The 22,445-nt window shown below is 71.3% G+C and carries 15 protein-coding genes; 6 read left to right on the forward strand and 9 right to left on the reverse strand.

Annotated elements, in window-relative coordinates; all coding sequences use genetic code 11:
- Positions 1-33: 33 nt before the first annotated feature.
- Genes DLJ53_RS04495 through DLJ53_RS04510 form a run of 4 tightly spaced genes read right to left on the reverse strand, consistent with a single transcriptional unit; the run spans position 34 to position 7,287 of the window.
- Positions 34-2,904, reverse strand: coding sequence for a PD-(D/E)XK nuclease family protein (locus tag DLJ53_RS04495; RefSeq protein WP_111342701.1), 2,871 nt, complete (start codon positions 2,902-2,904; stop codon positions 34-36).
- Positions 2,901-3,617, reverse strand: a complete 717-nt coding sequence (locus DLJ53_RS04500) for a nucleotidyltransferase family protein (protein ID WP_111342703.1) — start codon at positions 3,615-3,617, stop codon at positions 2,901-2,903. Before DLJ53_RS04500 ends, DLJ53_RS04495 begins: the two co-directional genes overlap by 4 nt.
- Positions 3,614-5,047, reverse strand: a complete 1,434-nt coding sequence (gene tsaE, locus DLJ53_RS04505; RefSeq protein WP_111342705.1) for a tRNA (adenosine(37)-N6)-threonylcarbamoyltransferase complex ATPase subunit type 1 TsaE — start codon at positions 5,045-5,047, stop codon at positions 3,614-3,616. The genes DLJ53_RS04500 and tsaE overlap by 4 nt, the downstream gene beginning before the upstream one ends.
- The gene (locus tag DLJ53_RS04510) at positions 5,044-7,287 is read right to left on the reverse strand and encodes a sensor histidine kinase (protein WP_111342707.1); all 2,244 of its coding nucleotides are present in this window, start codon (positions 7,285-7,287) and stop codon (positions 5,044-5,046) included. Before DLJ53_RS04510 ends, tsaE begins: the two co-directional genes overlap by 4 nt.
- 218 nt (positions 7,288-7,505) lie before the next feature.
- On the opposite strand from DLJ53_RS04510, the gene DLJ53_RS04515 reads away from it, so the two are divergent.
- From DLJ53_RS04515 to DLJ53_RS04530, 4 genes are all read left to right on the forward strand, one after another.
- Complete coding sequence (locus DLJ53_RS04515; protein ID WP_111342709.1) at positions 7,506-8,843, forward strand: aspartate aminotransferase family protein; 1,338 nt, start codon at positions 7,506-7,508, stop codon at positions 8,841-8,843.
- A gap of 125 nt (positions 8,844-8,968) precedes the next feature.
- Positions 8,969-9,730: a LamB/YcsF family protein gene (locus tag DLJ53_RS04520; RefSeq protein WP_111344079.1), complete on the forward strand. Its 762-nt coding sequence runs from the start codon at positions 8,969-8,971 to the stop codon at positions 9,728-9,730.
- A 13-nt stretch (positions 9,731-9,743) separates the two neighbouring features.
- Entirely contained in the window at positions 9,744-10,448 is a 705-nt protein-coding gene (locus DLJ53_RS04525) for a 5-oxoprolinase subunit B family protein (protein ID WP_162408887.1), read from the forward strand.
- Entirely contained in the window at positions 10,445-11,425 is a 981-nt protein-coding gene (locus DLJ53_RS04530) for a 5-oxoprolinase subunit C family protein (RefSeq protein WP_111342712.1), read from the forward strand. The genes DLJ53_RS04525 and DLJ53_RS04530 overlap by 4 nt, the downstream gene beginning before the upstream one ends.
- Positions 11,426-11,746: 321 nt before the next feature.
- Here DLJ53_RS04530 and DLJ53_RS04535 read toward each other — a convergent pair whose 3' ends face one another.
- The 3 genes from DLJ53_RS04535 to DLJ53_RS04545 form a co-directional block, all read right to left on the reverse strand.
- On the reverse strand, positions 11,747-13,789 hold the full coding sequence (locus DLJ53_RS04535; RefSeq protein ID WP_146619893.1) for a glycosyltransferase family 2 protein: 2,043 nt from the start codon (positions 13,787-13,789) through the stop codon (positions 11,747-11,749).
- Between the two features lie 77 nt (positions 13,790-13,866).
- Complete coding sequence (gene pyk / locus DLJ53_RS04540) at positions 13,867-15,297, reverse strand: pyruvate kinase (RefSeq protein ID WP_111342715.1); 1,431 nt, start codon at positions 15,295-15,297, stop codon at positions 13,867-13,869.
- Positions 15,294-15,752 carry a DUF1036 domain-containing protein gene (locus DLJ53_RS04545; RefSeq protein WP_111342717.1) on the reverse strand — a complete coding sequence of 153 codons (459 nt, stop codon included), beginning with the start codon at positions 15,750-15,752 and terminating at the stop codon, positions 15,294-15,296. Before DLJ53_RS04545 ends, pyk begins: the two co-directional genes overlap by 4 nt.
- Before the next feature lie 743 nt (positions 15,753-16,495).
- On the opposite strand from DLJ53_RS04545, the gene DLJ53_RS04550 reads away from it, so the two are divergent.
- Positions 16,496-16,774: a DUF2312 domain-containing protein gene (locus tag DLJ53_RS04550; RefSeq protein ID WP_111342718.1), complete on the forward strand. Its 279-nt coding sequence runs from the start codon at positions 16,496-16,498 to the stop codon at positions 16,772-16,774.
- Between the two features lie 150 nt (positions 16,775-16,924).
- Here DLJ53_RS04550 and DLJ53_RS35495 read toward each other — a convergent pair whose 3' ends face one another.
- Entirely contained in the window at positions 16,925-18,580 is a 1,656-nt protein-coding gene (locus tag DLJ53_RS35495) for a peptidoglycan L,D-endopeptidase MepK (protein ID WP_244935004.1), read from the reverse strand.
- A 258-nt stretch (positions 18,581-18,838) separates the two neighbouring features.
- Entirely contained in the window at positions 18,839-20,470 is a 1,632-nt protein-coding gene (locus DLJ53_RS04560) for a L,D-transpeptidase family protein (protein ID WP_162408889.1), read from the reverse strand.
- A gap of 110 nt (positions 20,471-20,580) precedes the next feature.
- Here DLJ53_RS04560 and DLJ53_RS04565 point away from each other — a divergent pair, with 110 nt between their 5' ends.
- Positions 20,581-22,443: a M3 family oligoendopeptidase gene (locus DLJ53_RS04565; protein WP_111344081.1), complete on the forward strand. Its 1,863-nt coding sequence runs from the start codon at positions 20,581-20,583 to the stop codon at positions 22,441-22,443.
- The last annotated feature ends 2 nt before the right edge of the window (positions 22,444-22,445 follow it).

The raw sequence follows: 22,445 nt of genomic DNA on the forward strand, positions 1-22,445 counted from the left end.
CGATCTCGGGGCGGAGCGGCGTGGCGGTGCTGGTCATTCGTTCTGCCACTCCGCGGAGCGGGCGAGGTGGTCGTAGTCGCCGACGTCGGACTCGCGCATGGGGCGGGCGCGGGAGAGGTAGCCCTGCTCCTCGCTCTGGTAGAGCGTGTGGAGGGCGATCAGCCGGCCGCGCGCCTCGTCGGCGAGGGCGGCGGCGTCGTCGCCGGCGACGCCCGACCAGTGCACCGGGTTTCGCCCGGCGCCGATCGCGACATAGGCGAGGCCGGTGAGCGGGAGGTCGGCCGGGGCGCCCTCGACGGCGCCGGCGCGCAGCAGCACCGCCTCGAGGGGGAGCTGCGGCTCGAGGAAGGTCTGCACCTGCTTGCCGGTCGGCGGACTGCCGGTCTTGTAGTCGATGATCTCGGCTCCGGCGGCGCCGAGGTCGATCCGGTCGATCCGCCCGCGCAGGGTCGGGCCTCCGGCAAGATCCGTCCGCGCCTTCACCTCGACGAGTGAGCGGTCGGCCCGGTCGGCCCGTTCCCGCTCGGCTGCGATCACGAAGGGGGCGAGATACCTGAGCCGCGCCCCCCAGAGCGCCTGCGCCTCTGGCGCGAAGGCGAGCTCGCGCAGGGCGGCGTCGACGATCGCGGAGAAGCGCGCCTCGGCGTCCGGCTGGCGGTGGTCGCCGTTGCCGATGAAGCGGGCAAGGACCTCGTGGAAGAGCTCGCCCCTGTCGCCCGCGCCGGGCTCCTGGTCGAGCGGGTCGAGCGGGTCGAGGCCGAGGACGTGCCGTGCGTAGATCGCGTAGGGGTCGCGCACCAGGCGGGCGATCTCGGTGACGGAGAAGGACGTCGGTCGCACCGCGACCGGCGGCTTCGGGAAGGGGCGCGGGGCGCCCGGCGTCGCGGGGCGCTGCTCCAGCATGGCGGCCCAGGCGGTCAGCTCGGCGCCGCGCGCGCGGGCGAGGTCGGCGGCCTCGCCGGCGAAGGCGGCGAGGCGCTGCCACCAGCGCGAGGCGACGGTGGGCTCACCGGCCGCCTTGCGGGCGCGGGTCAGGGTGACGCGCGGCTGGTGCGCGGCGGTGAAGAAGTCGTGCGCCGAGAGGCCGATGCGCCGCTCGGGCAGGTCGATCCCGAACGCGCCCATCATGCCGCGGCTCATCCACGGGCCGGGATCGGGCGAGGCGGGCCAGGTGCCCTCGTTGAGACCGCCGAGGACCGCGTGGTCGAACGACTGCAGCCGGGCTTCCAGCGGGCCGAGGATGCGCACCGCGTCGTCCAGCGGCCGGGCGCGCACGACGATCCCGTCGAGCAGCGCCTCGAACGTCGCGGGCCAGTCGGCGGCGGGGATGGTCAGCTCGTGCCGGACCGCGACCTCGGCCAGCATCGCCACGACGGCGTCGCGCGAGCCGAGAGTGGGGTCGGCGACGGCCTCGAAGACGGTGCGCGTCGCCTCGGCGAAGGCGCCGACGGTGGCGCGTCCGGCGCCGAGCGTCAGGAGCGGCGCGTAGACGGTGCGGATGGCGCCGGCGAGCGCCGCCGCGGCCTCGCCGAGGCTCGCCATGGCGTCCAGCATCCGGCCCGGCGCGATGCGGGGACCGCGGAGCAGCCGCTCCACCGCGGCGGTGGCGCCGCGCTCGGCCTCGAACCGGGCGCCGTCGTGCTTAAGCAGCGCCAGCCATTCGGCCGCGCTGCCGCCGGAGGCCGTGGCGGCGATCAGCCGGGCGAGGACCCCGGCGGGCGTCACGGCGAGCGGCTCGCCGCCGGAATCGTCGACCCGGATGTCCCAGATCCGGAGGTGGTGCGTGACGCGGCGGGCGAGCGCACGATGCGGCGTGATGAGCGCGACCGTCTCGCCGAGCGCTACCGACTGGCGCATCGCCAGCGCGATGGCGGCGGCTTCCTCGCGCTCGTCGGCCGCCTCGACGAGGGTGAGACCGCCGAAGGCGTCGGCGAGGTCGATGGTGTGCCGGTCGTCGCGCCAGGCGCCGGTGGCGGGCGCCGGGCGGAGCGCGGCCGACAATGCTGCCGTGCGGGTCGGGGGCGTCGCGGACGGGCCGGCGGGGGCGAGGCGGCCGACCGCGTCCGGTGCGAGCCCCAGCGCGTCGACGAGCTGCTTCATGCCGTACTGGACGTGGCCCGGCGCGTCGTGCGCCTCGGCGAGCGCGCCCCAGTCGGCCGGGCTGGCGGCGCGGTCGAAGCCGGGGAGGACGACGACGCCCCATGGGCTGCGGGCGATGGCGGCGATCAGGCGCCGCGTCGCGGGAATCGAGCCGGTGGAGCCGGCGACGATGATGGGGCCGCGCGCCTCGGCGATGCGGCGCTCGGCGGCCTCGGCGTCGGCGCGGCGGGCGGCCGCCTCGGTGATCTTCCGCGCGGCGTCGAGGTGCGCGGGCCAGGCCTCGGTCGCGATGGTCAGGAAGTCGGTGGTGATCTTCCAGTGCTCGGCGAGGTCGGTGCGCTGGACGAGGCCGGGGAGGTCGCGCCAGTCGGCCTCCTGCGTCTCGACCTGGTCGAGGAGCGCCAGCAGGTCGCCGGCGAGGCGCACGGTGTCCGGTCCGGAGGTGGAGACGAGCGGGCGGATCGTGGGATCGCCGGTCTGGATCGCCCCGGCCCAGGCGGTGACGAGGCGGGCGAGGACGACGCGGGCCTCGAGGCTGCTCATGACGCCGGGGCGGCCTTCCGGCTCCTCCTCGGGGTCGCCCAGCGCCTCGATCCGGGGCAGTACCGTCGCCCGGGTGGGCGCCGCCTCCAGGATGGCGGTGGCGAGCGCGCGGGCGGCGCGGCGGGTGGGGAGGTAGACGGTCGCGTCGGCGAGGGCGAGCGGGTCGTCGGGCAGGCCGTCCGGCCAGAGGGTCCCGTCGGCGAGGCGCGCGGCCAGCGTCGGCAGGAACGGGTCGCCCGGATCGACGGTGAGGACCTTCACGCCGCGCTGGCGCGGATCGCTCGCTCCGCGTCTCGGATCGCCCGCGGGGTGCCGACATGGAGCCACAGCCCGTCGAGCCGCACGCCGTAGAGCCGCCCCTTCGCGATCAGCCGGTCGAAGATCACGTTGAGCGAGAAGACGTCGCCCGGAGGGTCGGCGAGCGCGGCGGGCGACATCATCGCGCAGCCGGCATAGACGAACGGGGCGACGGTGTACTCGCGCCGGCGGGTGAGGCGGCCGTCCGTCTCGAGCTGGAAGTCGCCCCGGCCGTCGTAGCCGACCGCGGTCACGGTGGGGGCGAGGACGAGGAGGGCGTCCATCTTCTCCGGATCGAAGCTGTCGATGACGCGCCTCAGCGTCGGGAACGCGCCCTCCAGCCAGAAGGTGTCGGAATTCGCGACGATGAAGGGCTTGTCGCCGAGATGCGGCAGCGCCTTGACGAGGCCGCCGCCGGTGTCGAGCAGTCCCGACCGCTCGTCGGAGATCGTCACGGCGCCCGGCGCATGGCGGCGCACGTGAACCTCGATCATGTCGGCGAGGTAGTGCACGTTGACGACGTAGCGTTTGACGCCGGCATCATCGAGCCGGGTGAACACGTGGTCGATCATCGCCTTGCCGAACACCTCGATGAGGGGCTTGGGGGTGATGGCCGTGAGCGGCCGCATCCGCGTGCCGCGTCCGGCGGCGAAGATCATCGCTGAGAGACCGCTCATGCGCTCATCACGTCCGAATGGGTGGCGAACCAGCCGGCCAGCGGGGCCAGCGACGGTTCGGCTCTGAGGTTCTTGGCCAGCGCCCGCCGCACGCGCGGAATATGGGCGAGGTATTGCGGTTTGCCGTCCCGGTCGTTGAGGCGGCGGAACACTCCTAGCACGCGAGTGGCCCGCTGTGCGCCGAGGACGTGGTATGCGCGCATGAAGGCGGTCCGGTCGAGTCCGGGCCGCGCGGCGAGGTAGCGCGCGAGGAGGTCGGCCTCGACGTCGTCGGGCACGTCGATCCGCGCGTCCTGGGCGAGGGAGACGACGTCGTATGCGCTGGGTGCGATCATCGCATCCTGATAGTCCAGAAAGCCGATCCGGGAAATTCCTTCTTCGCCCGCCCGCCACATCAGGTTGGGCGAGTGGAAGTCCCGCAGCGACAGGCGGTCGTCCTCCCGCGGCAGCGCGGAAATGACGGCGCGCCACATCGCCGCGTAGTCCGGGTCGAGGGGCGCGCGCAGGTACCACTCGGGAAAGAGCGCGACCTCGATGTCGGAGAGGTCCGCGTCGAACATCGGCGGCTGGTAGGGCGGATCTCCCGGCAGCGGCAGCGCCGGCGGTGCATTGTGGAACGCGGCGATGGCCTCCACGGCGACGGCGTAGCGCTCGGGGTAGATCCCGGTGGCGCCCGCGATCTTGTCGTCGCCGTAGTCCTCGAGGAGGAGGAAGCCCTTCTTCATGTCCGCGGCGATGACGGCCGGCGCGGCGAGCCCCGCGGCCCGGAGGGCCTCGCCGACGGCGATGAAGGCGTTGAGGTTGCCGTCCGCCAGCCGCGCCCGAAGCGGGTAGCTGCCGGGCATGGGAGTGAAGACCGGCGCGTCCATCAGGACCGCGTTCGTTCCGCCGACGACTCGGGCGTAGCCGCGGGTCGAGGCGTCGGTCTTCAGCGGCTGCCGGCGCGCCTCGCCCCAGCCGGCGCGGGCGAGGAACGCGCTCGCCTCGCGCTGGCGGCGGAGCCGTTCGGCCCACGCCGGCGGGGCGGTGACGGTGATCGTGCGCGCCTCCTCGTGGGGGCCGAAGGCGATGGCGAGGGTGACCGGCAGCGCCTCGCGCGGCCATTCGATGAGCTCGGCGGCGTCCCCCTCGCCGAGCCCCAGCTCCTCGGTGTCGCCGCCCTCGACGCGGTAGAGGTCGACGTGACGCACGCGGGGGGTCAGCTCGGGATAGTCCTGCACGATGGTGAAGGTCGGGCTCGGCACCTCGAAGGCCGGGTCGCCGGCCAGGCTGCGCAGGGTCGCCCGCGCCAGGGTGGACTTGCCCGCGCCGAGGTCGCCGACGAGGCCGACCCGGTCGCCCTTGCGCAGCGTTCCGGCGAGATCGGCCCCGAAGGCCACCATTTCCGCTTCGCTGTCGACCTCGATGTCGACCGTGGCGACGTCGCTCATGCGGCGTCGAGCAGCGAGGCCGAGGTGCCGGCCTGTTCGCGGGGGAAGCGCACGACGAGTTCGGCGCCCGCCCCGTCCGTCGGCGCCACCGCGACGGTGCCGCCGTGCAGCTCCACGAAGCTCTTCACCAGCGACAGGCCGAGGCCGACGCCGCGGCGCCGCCCGTTCGGCCCGGAGGTGTTGAAGCGCTCGAACACCGCCTCGGCGTTGTCCTCGCTGATCCCGGGGCCGCGGTCCCGAACGGAGAGGGCGACATAGTCCCCGTCGCGGCGCGAGGCGACGGTGATCGCGCTGCCTTGGGGCGAGTGGGTGACGGCATTGGAAATCAGGTTGAACAGCACTTGGCGCACGCGCATCTCGTCGCCCGGGAAGACGCGGGCATTGTCTGCAAGGTCGAGCTCGACGTCGATACCGGTCTCGACGAGGCGGTTCTTCAGCCCGTCCAGCACCTGCCGCAAGGTGGCCGACACGTCCACAGGGCCGATGGTCAGCTCCATCACGCCGGCGTCGATGGACGCGAGGTCCAGGATGCCGTCGATGATGACGAGGAGCGCCTCGGACGAGGTGAGCACGAAGTTGGCATACTCGCGCTGCTTGGTGGAGAGCTGGCCGGTCTCGGGCCGGGTCAGGAGCTGGGTGAAGCCGATGATGGAGTTGAGCGGCGAGCGCAGCTCGTAGGAGACGTGCTCGATGAAGGCGTTCTTCAGCCGGTCCGCCTCGACCAGCGCGTTGTTCCGGTCGACCAGCGCCTTGGCGATGTTCACCGAGTCGGTGACGTCGACGAAGGTCGCCAGCGTCGAGCCGTCCGGCAGCGGCGAGAAGGCGTAGTCGAGGGTGCGGCCGGTCTCGCGCTCGGTCCGCCCGCCGACGGGCGTGCGGTGGTCGGTCATGCCGGTGACGCGCTCGGCGAGCGAGGCCCAGACCGGGGCCCCCGCGTCGGGCGCCTTGCCGGCGATGGCGTTGACGTGCTCGCCGATGTCGGCCTGGGGCGTGCCGGTGAGCGACCAGAAGGCGGGATTGGCGAGGCGCAGAAGCCCGTCCGGCCCGAAGCTCGCGATGCCCTCGCCGAGATTGTCGATCGTCTCGGCCTGGACGCGCGAGAGGGCGTTGTATTGCCGCTCCAGCGCGAGCTGCTGGGTGACGTTCTCGTACACGTAGGTGACGCCGCCGTCCGCGCCCGGGTTGGCGACGACGCGCAGGGTCTGCCCGTCGGGCAGGTGCCACCAGCGCTCGAAGCTCTCGCGCGTCTCGTAGCCCTTGAGCTGGTCGCGCTTCCAGGCCTTGAAGTCGGCGGTCTCGGGCAGGCGGCGCTCGGCGCGCAGGCGGTCGAGCACCTGGTCCTCGAACGGGGATTGCTCGAGCAACTTGCCGTCCAGCTCGAAGAGGCGCTGGAACGCGGCGTTGTGGAAGACGAGCCGCCGGTCGGGGCCGTAGATGGCGATGGCGGTCGCCAGCAGGTCGAAGGTGGCCGAATGGCTCTCCAGCGCGCGCGCCTGGACGGACAGCGCCTGGACGGTCTCGGTGACGTCGACGGCCAGCGCGGCGAGGACCCCCTCGCGCATCTCGGCGCTGACGTTGAGGTGGCGCCGCTCGCCGGCGACCACGGTCTGCACGCGCTCGAAGACGGCCCCGCCCGCGTCGGCGGCGCCGAGCTGCGTCCGGGCGTTGGCGTCGAGCAGCGAGTCGCCGGTGCCGCTGGCGGAGCCGACGGCGCGGGCGTAGGCGGGGTTCGACCAGACCATGCCGCCCTCGCCCTCGACCCAGCTCGGGTACGGCGAGGCGGCGACGAGCTCGGTCAGGCGGCCGGCCGCGTCGCCCGGCGCCCCGGCGCACACCTCGGGCTGCGGCTCGACGAAGAGGGACAGGTGGCCGCCTTCCAGCGACCCGGCGAGGATGCGGCCGCCGCCGCCGTCCGCCGCCGGGGCGGTGGCGAGGCGGAACGGCTCGCCCGTGCGGCGCAGCTCGGCGATCGCGGCGGCGAGCCTTGTGCCCGAGCGGTTGAGGTCGGCTAGGACGTCCGCCGGCATCGTGCCGCAGGCGATCGTTTCGCCCGACGGCAGGATCCGGCAGGCGGCGGTCGCGCCCCGGGCGAGCGCGGCGTCGGCGAGGGTGACCTGCGCGTCGACGGCGGCACGATCCGCCACGGCACGGTCGGCCGCGCGCGTCGCGAGCCGGGCGCGCGCCACGACGATCCCGGCGAGCGCGCTGGCCGCTGCCGTCACAGCCCAGGCCGTCAGCATCGGAGCCTCTCGCGTGGCGCGTCGCTCATTCCACCTCCGTTCCACGAATCGGGTCTGAGGGTAGCGCCATACGATAGCGAGCGAAATGCAAACAGGGTGTCACCTCCGCGCACGCCCACAGGCCGCGCCGGACCGCCGCAGATTTGCGGGCGATGACGCGTGAAACGCGAGGCGATAGGGCTTACATTCCGGGGACAGCCCGCCGTCAGGAGCCTTCCATGTCCTCGCCCAACGTCTTTCAGCGCGCGTCCGCCGCGGATCTTCCGGTTGCGGTCAAGGGGGACGGCATCGCCATCCTGACCGCCGACGGACGGCGCATCATCGACGCGTGCGGCGGCGCGGCCGTCTCCTGTCTCGGCCATTCCGACCGCGCCGTGACCGACGCGATCAAGGCCCAGCTCGACCAGCTTCCCTACGCGCACACCGGCTTCTTCACCTCCGAGCCTGCCGAGCGGCTCGCCGCCATGCTGGTGGAGCGGGCGCCGGAGGGGATCGGCCGGGTCTATTTCGTCTCCGGAGGGTCGGAGGCGGCGGAGGCGTCGATCAAGCTCGTCCGGCAGTATTTCCTGGAGAAGGGCGAGGACCGGTACCGCATCATCGCCCGCCGCCAGAGCTACCACGGCAACACGCTGGGTGCCCTCGCCGCCGGCGGCAACGAGTGGCGCCGGCGCCAGTTCGCCCCGCTCCTGACCGAGGCGACGAGCCACATCGCGCCCTGCCACTACTGGCGCTTCGCCGAGCCGGGCGAGAGCCCGGAGGACTACGGCCGGCGCGTCGCGGACGAGCTCGAGGCCGAGATCCTGCGCGTCGGCCCGGAGACCGTGGCCGCCTTCATGGCCGAGCCGGTCGTCGGCGCCACCATGGGCGCGGTGCCGGCCGTACCGGGCTACTTCGCGTGCATCCGCGAGATCTGCGACAAATACGGCGTTCTCCTCATCCTCGACGAGGTCATGTGCGGCATGGGCCGGACGGGGCATCTCTTCGCCTGCGAGGCGGACGGGGTGCGGCCGGACATCGTCCTGATCGCCAAGGGCCTCGGCGCGGGCTATCAGCCGATCGGCGCCATGCTGGTGAACGAGACGATCCACCAGGCGATCGCCACCGGATCCGGCGCCTTCCAGCATGGCCACACCTACATGGGCCACCCGACGGCCTGCGCCGCCGGCGTCGCCGTCCTGACCGCGATGGAGGAGCGGGACCTTCTCGCCAACGTCAACGCGATGGGCGAGCGGCTGCGCTCCGGCCTCGAGGCGCGGCTCGGCCAGCACCCGAACGTCGGCGACATCCGCGGGCGCGGCCTCTTCCTCGGCATCGAGCTGGTGGCGGACCGCGACACCAGGGCGGTGCTCGACCCGAAGGCGAAGACGCACGCGAGGATCAAGTCCGCGGCGTTTGCGCGGGACGTGATGTGCTACCCTATGGGCGGCACCATCGACGGCGTCCACGGCGACCATGTCCTCCTGGCGCCCCCGTTCATCGTGACGCCCGGGGACGTCGACGAGATCGCCGACCGGATCGCGGCGGCGGTCAACGACGTGCTGCCGGCGGCCGCCTGACGGGCGCGGCGATCCGGGCGGTCGGGCGCCGCCGCGAAAGCTGGGTACACGCATGACTGCCCAAACCGGCGACGCCTTTCCGCATGGCGCCGATCCTGCTTGATTGGGCGCGGACGGAGGACGGCATGACGACGATCGATCTCAATTCGGACTGCGGCGAGAGCTACGGCCCCTGGCGCATGGGGGATGACGCTGCGATCCTCAAGATCGTGACCACCGCGAACATCGCCTGCGGCTTCCACGCCGGCGACCCGGACACGATGGTCGAGACCCTGAGGCTCGCGAAGGAGAGCAGGGTTTCGGTCGGCGCCCACCCCGGCTTCGACGACAAGCCCGGGTTCGGCCGCCGCATCCTGCCGATGGCGCCCGAGGCGATGACCCGCATGGTCGCCTACCAGATCGGCGCCTTCATGGGCATGGCCGCCCTCGTCGGCGTGCCGGTGACGCACGTGAAGGCCCACGGCGCGCTCTCCAACTTCGCCTGCGTGAACCGCCCGGCCGCCGACGCCATCGTCGCGGCCGTCAAGGCGGTCGACCCGTCGACCACCCTCCTCGCGGTCGCCACCACCGAGCTGGAGCGTGCCGCCCTCGACGCGGGCCTCAACGTCGCGTCCGAGATCTTCGCCGACCGCACCTACGAGCCGGATGGCCAGCTGATGTCCCGCGCCAAGCCGGGGTCGATCATCCACGAGGCCGACGTCGCCGCCGCCCACACGGTGGAAATGGTGAAGGCCAGGGCCGTGATCGCCCACGACGGCACCAGGGTCGCGACGCCGATCCACTCGATCTGCGTCCACGGCGACAACCCGCATGCGGTCGGCGTCGCCGCGGCGGTGCGCAAGGCGCTCGAGGCGTCCGGCGTCACCGTCGCCCCCTTCGCGCGATGACGCGGAGCCGCTGATGGCCTGGCTCGACGGTGCCACGCTCCGCCCCAGCGGCGAGGCGGCTTTCGTGATCGAGTACGGCGAGGAGATCGACCAGACCGTGGGCCAGCGAGTCGCCGGCCTCTACGCCGCGATCTCCGCCGCCGCGCCCGAGGGCTTCGTCGAGGCGGTGCCGACCTTCCGCTCGCTCCTCGTCCTGTTCGATCCGGACGTCACCTCGAAGGACGCGATCCTCGCGGCCCTGCCCGAGGAGTCGGCCGACGCGGCGGCGGCGACCACCGAGTGGATCGTCCCCGCCTGCTTCGACGCCGACGTCGCCGAGGACCTCGAGGAGGCGGCCCGCAACCTCGACCTGCCGCCCGACACGGTGCGCGAGAGGCTCGCCGCGAGCCACTATCAGATCGGCATGTACGGCTTCGCGCCGGGCTACGCCTACATGTCCGGCATCGACCAGTCGCTGACCCTGCCGCGCCGGCAGAAGCCGCGCCCGCCGATCCCCGCAGGCAGCATCATCATGGCCGCCGGAATGGCCGTCCTCTGCTCGGTCTCGATGCCGACGGGCTGGTACGTCGTCGGCCGCACGGCGCTGACGCTCTTCGACCCGGACCGGGACCCGATGGTGCCCTTCGCCGTCGGCGACAGGCTGACGTTCGAGCCCGTCTCGCGCGAGGAGCTGGAGCGGCTCGCACGCGAGGGCAACGGCCTCAGGAGGGCATCGTGAGCGGCGCCCGGATCCGGGTCGTCGACCCCAACCCGCTGATCACCGTGCAGGACGCCGGGCGCCGCGGCGCGATGCGCTTCGGGGTCTCCGAATCCGGTCCGATGGACTGGGTGCGCTACCGGCTCGCCGGGCGTCTCGTCGAGGCTCCGGCGGCGATCGAGGTGGGCCTCGGCGGCGCCCGCATCGCGGCCGAGGGGACGGTCCGCGTCGCCGTCACCGGGCCGGGATTCACCGTCAAGGTCGGCGAGACGACGCTGACGCCCCCCGCGCGCCTGACGATCCCGGACGGCGAGGTCATGACGATCACACCGGGCCGCACGGGGATGTGGGCCTACGTCACGGTGGAGGGGATCGACTTCGGCCCGCCAGTCCTGGGGTCCTACGCCACCAACGCCCGCACGGGCTTCGGCAGGCGCGACCTCGCCGCCGGCTTCGCCTGCGCGGCGGTTAACGCGACGGCGCCCGAGCTCTTCGACGATCCCTACGACGACACCGGCCCCGTCGCCGTCCTGCCCGGGCCGCAGCAGCACATGTTCCCGCCCGCGATCCGCGAGCGGTTCGCCTCCGAGCCGTTCCGCCTCTCCCCGGCCCTCGACCGCATGGGCTACACCCTCGAGGGGCCAAGGGTGGAGGCGATCAGCCACGACATCGTCTCGGACGGGATCGTCGAGGGTGCGATGCAGGTGCCGGGGAACGGCCAGCCCATCGTCCAGCTGGCCGACCGCGCGCCGACCGGGGGCTACCCCAAGATCTGCGTCATCGCCGCGGCCGACCGGCCCCGCCTCGCGCAGCGCCGGCCGCACGAAGAGGTCCGCTTCCGCTGGATCGACATCGAGGAAGCCGGCCGCCGGCGCCGCGCCCTCATGGACGCCATCGCACACCCGGCGCCCCGGATCCGCCGGGAGTTCGATCCCGAGATCCTCGCCCGGGTCAACCTCGTCGGCGGCGTCTGGGGCCACCCGGAGCACACCGGCTAGAAGGCAGGCCGGATCGCGTCCCGTTCGGCCCGCGACAGATCGGGAGCCGATCCGCAGGACGCGGCGCGGCAGGGGGCTCGGGCTTCACCAAGGAACAGGGGCGGGTGCCTGTCCCCCGGAGCCAGCCGTCGCTGAAGAAGCCCTGAGCCGTGCGGCGGGCGCGTCAAGGGTCCGCTTCGCCCGGCTGCGCCGGCCCTTGACGCGCCCGCCGCCCGTCTCCTTTCGGGCTTCAGCGACGGCTGGCTCCGAGGAACAGGCACCCGGGATCCGCCGCGCCTGTGGCGGGGGCGGGGGACCGCCGTGCCGCCAGGGGTCCGCGGCTCAGTGGTGGGCGGCGACGCGGCGGGGGCGGGCGGCGACGCCGTGCGTCGTCTTGCGCCAGTGGTGCGGCTTGCGCACGATGTCATGGATCGCGATCGATACGGCGATCCCCATCAGGATCCAGTAGACCGGGAACCAGGCGACGGCCCACGGGCTGATCGCCCCGCTGCGGCGCCGCCGGATGCTCTTCACGCCGAGGATGAAGCTCGTCCCGTAGCCGACGATGACCGCGAGCGTCTGCAGGCCGCCGAGCCAGATCGAATCGCCGAACAGGACCGCCTCGCCGAGCGCCAGCAGCACGAGCTGGACGAGGAAGGCGCAGTGCGCGATCGCCGCCGTCAGCGCGCCCAGGACGAAGACGTGGAAGACCACCGTGTCGGCGGGGCCGGCCTCGCGCAGGAGGGCGAGGGGCTGGCGGTTGTGGACCAGCCACGTCTGGATGAAGCCCTTGAACCAGCGGGAGCGCTGCTTCAGCCAGGCGTCGACCGAGACGGGCGCTTCCTCCCACGTGTGCGAGTCGATCATCGCGATGCGGTAGCCCTTGCGGCATAGGCGGACCGCGAGGTCGGCGTCCTCGGTGACGTTGTAGGGGTCCCAGCCGCCCGCCTCGACGAGGGCGTCGGCGCGGAAGTGGTTGGACGTGCCGCCGAGGAGCAGCAGGCGCCTGCGCGCCGCGACCATCGGCAGGATATGGTCGAAGAGGCACGCGTACTCGATCGCGAACATCGTCGTCAGCCAGTTGTCGCTGAGATGGTCGATGGTGAGGTGGGCCTGGACCGCGGCGAGTTCGCGCGACGCCGCGGCGAAGGTCTCGGCGGCGATGCGCAGCTGCTTCGGGTCGGGCCGGTCCTCCGCGTCGAAGATGGTGACGATGCTGCCGCGCGCCTGCCTGAGGCCGACGTTCAGCGCCCGCGGCTTGGTCCGCGGCAATCCGGCGGGGACGATCGTGAGGCGGCACTTCAGCTCCGTCGCCTCGCGCAGGACGGCGCCCTGGGTGATCGCGTCGTCGGCCTCGACCAGGAACTGGATGTCCAGCTTGTCCGGCGGGTAGTCGAGCCGCGTCAGCGCGGCGACGAGGTGCTTCAGGCCCTCGTCCTCTTTGTAGAGGGGGATGAGGATCGAGTACTCGGGGAGCTCCGACGCCTTGAGGCGACGGCGCGGCGGGGTCCCGTGCTCGTTCGGGGCGAGCGCCATCGCGCGGCTGACGGCGTAGCCGACGAGTATGGCGGTCATCGCGACCACCATCACGAGGAGGCTCGCGACCGGCTCGATCATCAGCGCGAGGAGGAGGACAGCCCCTGTGGCGCCGAGGGTGACGGACTGGCCCGGCGTCAGGACGCGGTCGGCGAGATCGCGTTCGGCGACGCCGTGCAGCGGGTCCAGACGGCCTTGGCAGACGACCGGGCCGTCCTCGCCCATCGCCTCCACAAGCGCCTGGGGCGGGATGATGGTGATCCGGTCGGCGAGTGCGGGCTTCGCGGCGACGAGCGCGCCGAGACGCGGCAGCCAGGCGGGGGAGGGCACGATGGCGACGACCGGCTTGTCGCCCCGGTAGCCGCGCACGACGACGCCGTCGTCCGAGGTGGTGACGGCCAGGCGCTGGTGCCGGGCGAGGGCGCGCAGGCCCGGACCGCGGTCGAACCCGCAGCCGAGCCAGCGCGCGAGGGCCGCGAAGTAGTCCACGTCCCGGAAGGGCGGCGGGTTGGGCGAGAGGCCCCGGGCCGCGCGCCTGATGTCGGACGGGCGGCGGCCCGCGGCGGCGAAGGCGGCGTCGAGGCAGTCCTGCGGCTCGGCGGTGGCGACGATCGCGGCGATGTCGCGCAGCGGTGGGCGCCGGGCCGTCGGCGGGCGACGGTTCGCCGCGGCGAGGGCGAAGCAGGCCTCCCGCGCCGAGACGGGGCGCGTGCCGCTGACGCAGTGCTGGAAGGCGACGTGGAGGGGATCCATCTCCGGTGCGGCCGGGAAGGGGCGGGTGTCCGCCTTCGTCGCCCTTTGCCGGCGCTTGGATGCGTTCCGGGGCGAGAGGTCGCGCGTTGCGGGCACTGGGGCGATCCCTCGTGGTGGATCGGCCCAGTTAATCCCGTTTAGATTGCAAATTCAATACTCGCTCGCGTAAGTTGCTATCGTTCGTCGCGGGAGCGGATGAACGCGAGCTGCAGGACGTTGGTCACGCCCGGGGTGTCGAGCGGGACGCCAGCCACTGCGAGCAGGCGGTCGCCGGTCCGGCCGAGGCCGGCGTCGACGACGCGCACGCCCGCGTCGGCGATGAAGTCCTCGAGATCGTCGCTCGGCGTCGTCGTCATGCTGGTCACGCCCCAGACGATGCCGAGCCGCCGCGCCGTCTCGACGCGCGGGCAGAGGGCGAAGATCTGCGCCGTCGGCCGCTCGCGGGCGACACGCAGCACGGTCGAGCCGGACGACGTGTAGCAGGCGATGACGTTGATGCTCAGCGTCTCGGCGATCTGCCGGGCGGCGGCGGCGAGGGCGTCGGCGCCGGTGGCGTCGGGCTCGTACCGCTGGGCCTTGAGGATCGACCGGTAGGTCTCGTCCGCCTCGACCGAGCGGGCGACGCGGTCCATCGTCGCGACGGCCTCCACCGGGTACTGCCCGGCGGCCGACTCGGCGGAGAGCATCACGGCGTCGACGCCTTCGTAGACGGCGGTGGCGACGTCCGACACCTCGGCCCGGGTAGGCACGGGGGCGGTGATCATGCTCTCCAGCATCTGGGTCGCGACGACGACCGGCTTGCCGGCGCGCCGGGCGGCACGGGTGATGCGCTTCTGCAGGCTTGGAACGTCCTGCAGCGGCATCTCCACGCCGAGGTCGCCGCGGGCCACCATCAGCGCGTCGGACAGCTCGATGATGTCGTCGAGCCGCTCGATCGCCTGGGGCTTCTCGATCTTGGCGAGGATGCCGGCGCGGCCGCGGGCGACCTTGCGCGCCTCGGCGAGGTCCTCCGGCCGCTGGATGAAGGAGAGGGCGATCCAGTCGACGTCGGCGTCGAGCACGGCGTCGAGGTCGGCACGGTCCTTCGGCGTCAGCGCCCCGACCGGGATCAGCGTGTCGGGACAGCTCACGCCCTTGCGGTCGGAGAGCTTGCCGCCGACGGTGACGACGGTGACCGCCTTCGTCGGCGTCGACTCGGTGACCTTGAGGGCCACCTTGCCGTCGTCGAGGAGGAGGCGGTGCCCCGGCTCGAGGGCGCGCAGGATCTCCGGATGCGGGAGCTGCACCCGGTTCTGGTCGCCGGGAGCGGAGTCCGCGTCGAGCGTGAAGGTGTCCCCGTCGGCCAGCATGATCGGCCCGTCGGCGAACTTGCCGACGCGCAGCTTCGGGCCCTGGAGGTCTGCGAGGATCGTGATCGGTGAGCCGGCGTCCTTTTCGACCGCCCGGATGCGCGACACCAGGGTCCGCATCAGGCCGTGGTCGGCGTGGCTCATGTTGATCCGGAAGACGTCCGCTCCGGCGCGGTGCAGTTCGGCGATCTGAGCTTGCTCAGACGATGCCGGCCCCAACGTCGCGACGACGCGGACTCGCCGCGCCCGTATCATTGTCCGCCGATGCCGGCTTTCGGTCGTTCGGTGAGCTGAACCGTCCACGACAGTCGGTCGCCCGTGTCCACCTCGACGAAGCCCCGCCGCTCATAGCCGCGGGCGACGCAGTTGTTGGTGCCTTGAATGGTGAACTCTTTGTCGGATGTGCACATGAAAGCGGTGCCTCCCCACGCGCCGCCCTCCTCATAGTCGAGGGCGTAGAGGTAGTAGTACCTGGAGGGGAGGGGGCCGTCGACCACGACCTGGCAGGACTCAGCGTCGAGGTTCCACCAACCTTCGCTGACCCATTCTTCATTGTTGCGATAGCCAATCGCAATGCCCACTTGGACAGGAGTTTTATTGCAGAGGCGAAGTTCTGCAGAGGCGTCAGTCGTGCCGGAGAAGATGGCCGCGAAAGTCACAAGAAGGAGGACGAGCGGGCCCGTCAGTACGCGGCGGGGGAGTCGGAACATCTGCAGCGAGCCGTCCTATTTTTCGTTCATCATAAACTGGTTCGCGGCGCGTGACCGCGGTGTTCATGCGAGCTTGCTCGCGCCTTGTCAATCGCAGGGGCCGAGCGCCAACGCTGGTACCGCAAGCGTTTAGGCATGCGGGTGACGCACTTCGAATCGACCCGGCCACTGAATGGTACTCGTAGATAGGGCATCAGGCTTTCGTGGAGCTGTTATTTCCACAGGGTTCTCTCATTATCCTTGACACTTGATTATCGGTCACAGTGCAAGTGATTTCTCTAACGGGGCGCGAAAGAAGCGGATCGTTCGCATTGTGTCCTCGATAAGGCCGCAAGATTGGCGGGAAACATTAGAGAACTACACTGATCCGATTCGGTTAAGGGGCCCCGGGCGACGTGGAATGGCGTCAGATATTTTCGTCCGGCGCGCATTTTTATGTCCCGCTGTACCATCTTTGCACCGCTGTGAAACCCTCCCCTGGCACGAATGTCGAGACCTCGCCCCGACAGTTAAGCAGGTCTGCAATGCAATTTGACCGCTTGCAAAGGCGATCTAGCGCTCTCGCCGGGCGTGGCGACCCGTCGGGGCCGACCCATAACGCGGAGCGAAAGGCAACGCCGTTAAGCGTTCGGAAACCGTCGCACGAAGAATTGGGCGGACATCGGGGATGAATGGGCTCGCGCGATTGATCGCCGGGCGCAGACGTCGAAACTCGAACCGTCAAATTCAGTGGAGATGGACCTATGGTCAACGAAGGAGTGGCTGGGGACCAGCTGCGTACGATCGTCGAGCGGATCGAGCGTCTCGAGGAAGAGAAGCAGGGCATCGCGGACGACATCAAGGACGTGTACGCCGAGGCGAAGGCCAACGGGTACGACGTGAAGGTGCTTCGTCAGATCGTGCGCCTGCGCAAGCAGGAGCCCAGCGAGCGGACCGAGTTCGAGGCGATCCTCGACCTCTACATGCAGGCCCTCGGCATGCGCTTCACCGGCGAAGGCATCGAGCGCGCCGAAGCCGCCTGAGGAGACGGACGGGACTGGCGCACGACGCGCGGCGCTCCCGCCCATCTCCGGCTTCGAAAGTCGAAACGAAAAACCCCGCGCAGCTTGCACTGCGCGGGGTTTTTTGTTGGCCGGTCAGCCGGGGCTCCGTGAGGCCCCGGGGTGGGGCGGTCAGGAGCGCGGGCTGGCGAAGACCGTCACGCGGGTTCCGGTGAAGCGGTCGGTGTCGAGCCAGTCGGTGCCGCCCTCGGCGATGGTCTTGGCCGAGCCAAGGAAGCCCGGCGCCATCAGCACGCCGTCGTCGGCGGCCGCGCGGCGGTCAGGCGCGACGAGGGTCGCGAAGTCCTGGCCCGAGACGTTGGTGAGGTTGCCGATCAGCTCGGGCGAGGCGCCCATCACCGGGGAGATCAGCGCGTCCACCGCGTCGCCGGTGAGGGCGGCCGGGACGGGGCCCGCGTCGCGGAAGCCGATCTGTGGCTCCGGTCGCGGTGCCGCCGGCGGGTTCGCCGCGCGGCCCGACGCGGCTGCGGCGGCGACCTGCGAGGGGCGCGGGATGATCGCGGCCGCGGCCGTCAGCGGCGAGCCGTCGTTCCCGTCGGGAGCTTCGTCACGCGCATAGCCGAGGGCCGTGGAGGGCGCGTCGGCCGGGGCGCGGTTCGGGCGCACCGGACGCTGCGGCGGCAGCGCCGCGACGACGATCGGCTTGTCGTCCTCCGTCTCCACCGCGGCCGGCGGAGTCGGGGCGGTCGGCGGGGTCGGTACCGGGGCCGACGGAGTGGCCGGCGCTTCCGTCGCGACAGCCGTGAGCGGCGCGGACGGCTGCTCGACCGGCTGGACGGACGGCGTCTCGTCGTCCTCGTCATCCTCGTCGTTGCGCGAGCGGCCGATCAGACCGCCCAGCGAGACGCTGGGGAGCTGGCGGAAGAAGCCGCCGCCCTGGTTGTCGTTGGACTCGCGGGCGGGACGCGGCTCCGGCGCGACGCGGGCCGAGGCGACCTCGGTCGGCCGGGGCGCCGCCGGCGCGGGCGCGGCCTCGCGCTGCGGCCGGGTCGCCGTGACGCGGCCGGACTGCGGTCCGGACTCGCCGGACGAGCCGCCGCCACCACCGCCGCCGAAGAGCGACGCGATCAGGCCGCCGCCACCGCCGCCGTCACCACCGCCGCGCAGCCGGGTCAGCTTGCCTTCCTTCTCCAGGCGCTCGGCCTCGGCGTAGCCGGAGAGCGGCTTGCCGTCGGAGGGGATGTGCAGCGTCTTGCCGTCGGGGAAGATCCTCACGAGCTCGGAGCGTGACATGCGCGGCCAGGCGCGGACGCGGCCGGTGTCCATATGCACGAACGGGCTGCCGGACGTCGGGTAGTAGCCGACGCCGCCGACCTGGCGGCGCATGCCCGCGGCGCGCAGCTGCGCCAGGTTCGCGCCCTTGATGTAGAAGTCGATGGCATGGCCCAGCATGTGCTGGGAGTTCTTGGCCACGCCGCGGGAGCGGCGCCGCAGCATCGAGTTCGTCGCCGGCGAACGGTAGGCGGAGACGATGCTGATGGTCTTGCCGCCGAACTCCTGCTGCATCTCCCAGAGCAGGTCGAACAGCTCCGGGTCCATCTTGGTGGCTTCGTTGCGCCGCCAGTCGCGCAGGAACCGGTTGAGGTCGCGCAGTCCGGAACCGACGTAGCTGCCGTTCCGTTTATAGACGACCTCGATGCTCTCGCGGGTATGCGTGAAATAGAGCTTGAGGGTACGGGACTGGGCGGAAGCCTCAGTCGCTCCCCCTGCCGACAGCAGGAGGGACCCGAGAAGCGCGGCGAGGCCAAGCGAACGAACGCGGGCCACGCGGCGTCTGATATTGCCGCATCGCAACATAGCGGAACTCTGGACTCGCAATGGTGTCAAGCGGCCGCCCCCTGTCGGACACATCAGGGTACGCCGGATTATCGACGTAGCTATTCGGAATTAAGACCCAACGCTTGCTGGAGGCTTAACGAATTGCAGACGGCTTCGAAAGAGCCGTTATGTGACGACACTCCACTGTGGCCGATAAATCACAGTTTTTCAGGATTGGCCAGCTACTGGCGCATGGCCGCCACAATTTTAAAGACCGAGTGCCCTCTGGGTGCGCGCGTCGAACCCGTAAATGTCGTCGAGCCGGACCACGTGGCCGCTGTCGGTGACCTCGCGCGTGAAGTAGGCGAGGTGGACCGGGATGTGCTTCTGCGTGTTCAGCCAGCGCTCCTTGCCCCCCACCATCTTCTCGAGCCCGCGGCCGGAGAGGTTCGGCTCGCCCGCGAGCAGCGCCTCGGCGAAGTCGAACGGGTTCTGGACGCGCACGCAGCCGTGGCTGAAGGCGCGGGTCGGACGGTCGAACAGGCTCTTCGACGGCGTGTCGTGCAGGTAGACCGCGTGCTGGTTCGGGAACAGGAACTTCACCCGGCCGAGCGCATTGCCGCCGCCCGGCTTCTCGCGGATGCGCACCCGGCGCAGCGTCGCCTCGTTCCAGTTGATGGTGTTGGGGTTCACCACGTTGCCGTTGAAGACGACCTCGTAGTTGTTGCGGGCCATGTAGCCGCCGGGGTTGGACTGGATCCCGCCCAGCATCTCGTTCTTGGCGATCGAGTAGGGGACGTTCCAGTACGGGTTTACGACGATGTGCTCGATCTCGTCGGAGAAGATCGGCGTCGGGTTGCTCGCCTTGCCGACGACGACGCGGCCCGTATAGGTCGCCTTGCCCGCGTCCACGACCTGGATGCGGTAGGCCGGCACGTTGACGTAGACGTGGTGCATGCCGAGCCAGCGGGGCATCCACCGCCAGCGCTCCATGTTGGAGATCAGCGCGTCGACGTCGTTGCCGCCGAGTCCGGCGTCGAGGACGGCGAGGGAGCGCGGGCCGACGATCCCGTCCGCGCCGAGCCCGCTGTCCTTCTGCCAGGCCTTCACCGCCGTCTCGAGGCTGTCGTCGAAGACCTCCGCGTCGGCGCCGGCGGGGGCCGTGGCGTCGAGCCGCGTGCGCAGGACGGCGACGCGCGGCCCGGTCGAGCCGAGCTTAAGCGCCGGGCCGGAGCCGACGGCGGGCGGCTGCACGACGCTGGAGTCGAGCGCCTTGCGCAGCGCCGCACGCAGGCGCTGGTACTGGGCCTGCTGCGGGTGGACGCTCTCCAGCGTCTTGTCGATGTCGTCGGCGCGGCCGAGGCGGACGAGGAAGCGCATCTCGTTCAGCTTCGGCGGATCCATGGTCATGATCCGCGAGATGTCCGTCGGCTTGACGCGGCCGGAGTGGGCGTGCCGGGCGTAACGCAGCGCCGCCTCGGTGAGCGCGACGTCCTCGCGGGCGCGCTCGCGCAGGCTGTCGCCGCGACGGGGCACCGCATAGGCCTCGGGGTCGAGGCCGTCGTAGGCCGCCTCGGCGAGCCGGGCGCGCAGCACCGCGGCCCGTTCCTCGGTCCACACCGGCGCGTAGTGGCGCATCTCGTAGTACTGCGCGACCGACAGCCACACGTCGGTGGAGACTTCCGCTTCGATCGCGGCCTCGATGGTGGAGGGGGCCTCCATCGCCTCGAAAGTGTCGGCGCCCGGGGCGACGCTGGCCGCGGGCGTCGTGTCGGACACAGGCGAGAGGCGGGGGATCGGCACTTCTGCCGCCGCCATCACCGGCAGGGCGAGGGGCGAGACTGCGAGCGTCAGGGCCGCGACCGTTGCCAGCCGCGTCGAACGAACCAAACGTGTCATTGGAAGTGTCGCCCTTTCACACTCGAACCCAGGGGCCATCTGAAGACAAATGAGATAGCATCCCGCTCTGTCCCAAAGAGCGTCATCACGATCCGTTGAAGGCCCCGACGATGAGTTTCACTGCCAATCGCGCAATTTTGCCACACGAGACCGCCGAGCGAGCCAGCACGGGGACGGCCATCGAGGGTCTTCCCGAGTGGAGTCTCGGCGACTTCTACGCCGGTCCGAACGACCCGGCGCTCGCCGCCGACCTCGCCTCACTCGCCGAAGATTCAAGGCGTTTCGAGGCCGAGTACAAGGGCACCCTGGCCGAGCGCCTTGCCGCCCCCGAAGGCGGCGCGACCCTCGCCGCGGCGCTGAAGGCGTACGAGGCGCTCGAGGATCGGGCGGGCCGAATTGGCTCATACGCCGGCCTCCTTTACGCCACGGACACGACAGATCCTGTCCACGCGAAGACCTATGGCGACGTCTCCGACAAGCTGACGAGCCTTGCCACCCACCTCCTCTTCTTCGGCCTGGAGCTGAACCGGATCGACGACGCCGTGATGGCGAAGGCGCTGGGGGATCCCGCCGCGGCCCACTACCGGCCGTTCATCGAGGACCTGCGCAAGGAGCGCCCGTACCAGCTCTCCGACGACCTGGAGCGGCTCTTCCTCGACAAGTCGGCGTCGTCCCGCACCGCGTGGACCCGCCTCTTCGACGATACGATCGCGAGCCTGCGCGTCGAGATGGAGGGGAGCGAGGGCAAGGTCACCCTCGAGGAGGCGCTGAACAAGCTGCTCGACCCGAAGGAGGCGGTGCGCAAGGCCGCGTCCGAGGGGATCGCCGCGTCGCTGAAGAGCGAGGAGCGGACCTTCACGCTGATCACCAACACGCTGGCGAAGGACAAGGAAGTGTCCGACCGCTGGCGCGGCTTCCCGGACGTCGCCTCCTCGCGCCACCTCGCCAACCGCGTCGAGGCCGAGGTCGTGGACGCGCTGGTCTCGGCCGTGACGGACGCCTACCCGCGCCTGTCGCACCGCTATTACGCGATGAAGGCGAAGTGGTTCGGCAAGGACGCGCTCGACACCTGGGACCGCAACGCACCGCTCCCGGAGGCGGACGACCGCACCATCTCCTGGGCCGACGCGAAGAACACGGTGATGACCTCCTTCGGCGGCTTCTCCCCCCAACTCGCCGAGCTGGCAGGCCGTTTCTTCGACAATCCGTGGATCGACGCGCCGGTGCGGCCGGGCAAGGCGCCGGGCGCGTTCGCGCATCCGACGGTACCGTCGGCGCACCCCTACGTCCTGCTCAACTACCAGGGCCGGTCGCGGGACGTGATGACGCTCGCGCACGAGCTCGGCCACGGCGTGCACCAGATCCTCGCCGGTCCCAACGGGGCGCTGATGGCGCCGACGCCGCTGACCCTTGCCGAGACGGCCTCGGTGTTCGGCGAGATGCTGACCTTCCGCCAGCTCCTCGCCGAGGCGCCCGACGCGCGGACCCGCCGCGTGATGCTCGCCTCCAAGGTGGAGGACATGCTCAACACCGTGGTGCGCCAGATCGCGTTCTACACCTTCGAGCGCCACGTCCACACCGAGCGCCGCGAGGGCGAGCTCACCACCGAGCGGCTGGGCCAGATCTGGATGGACGTCTCGCGCGAGTCGCTCGGGCCGTCTGTCCGGCTGCAGGATGGCTACGAGGCGTTCTGGGCCTACATCCCACACTTCATCAACGCGCCGTTCTACGTCTACGCGTACGCCTTCGGCGACTGCCTCGTGAATTCGCTCTACGGCGTCTACGAGCGGGAGCCGGCCGGCTTCCAGGAGAAGTATTTCGCGCTCCTCTCCGCGGGCGGCACGAAGCACCACTCCGAGCTGCTCGCCCCGTTCGGCCTCGACGCGCGGGACCCGGCGTTCTGGACGACCGGCCTCTCGGTGATCGAGGGGCTGATCGACGAACTCGCCGCCGCGGACAGCGCCGCGGGCTGACG

Source organism: Acuticoccus sediminis, assembly GCF_003258595.1.
Taxonomy (GTDB): domain Bacteria; phylum Pseudomonadota; class Alphaproteobacteria; order Rhizobiales; family Amorphaceae; genus Acuticoccus; species Acuticoccus sediminis.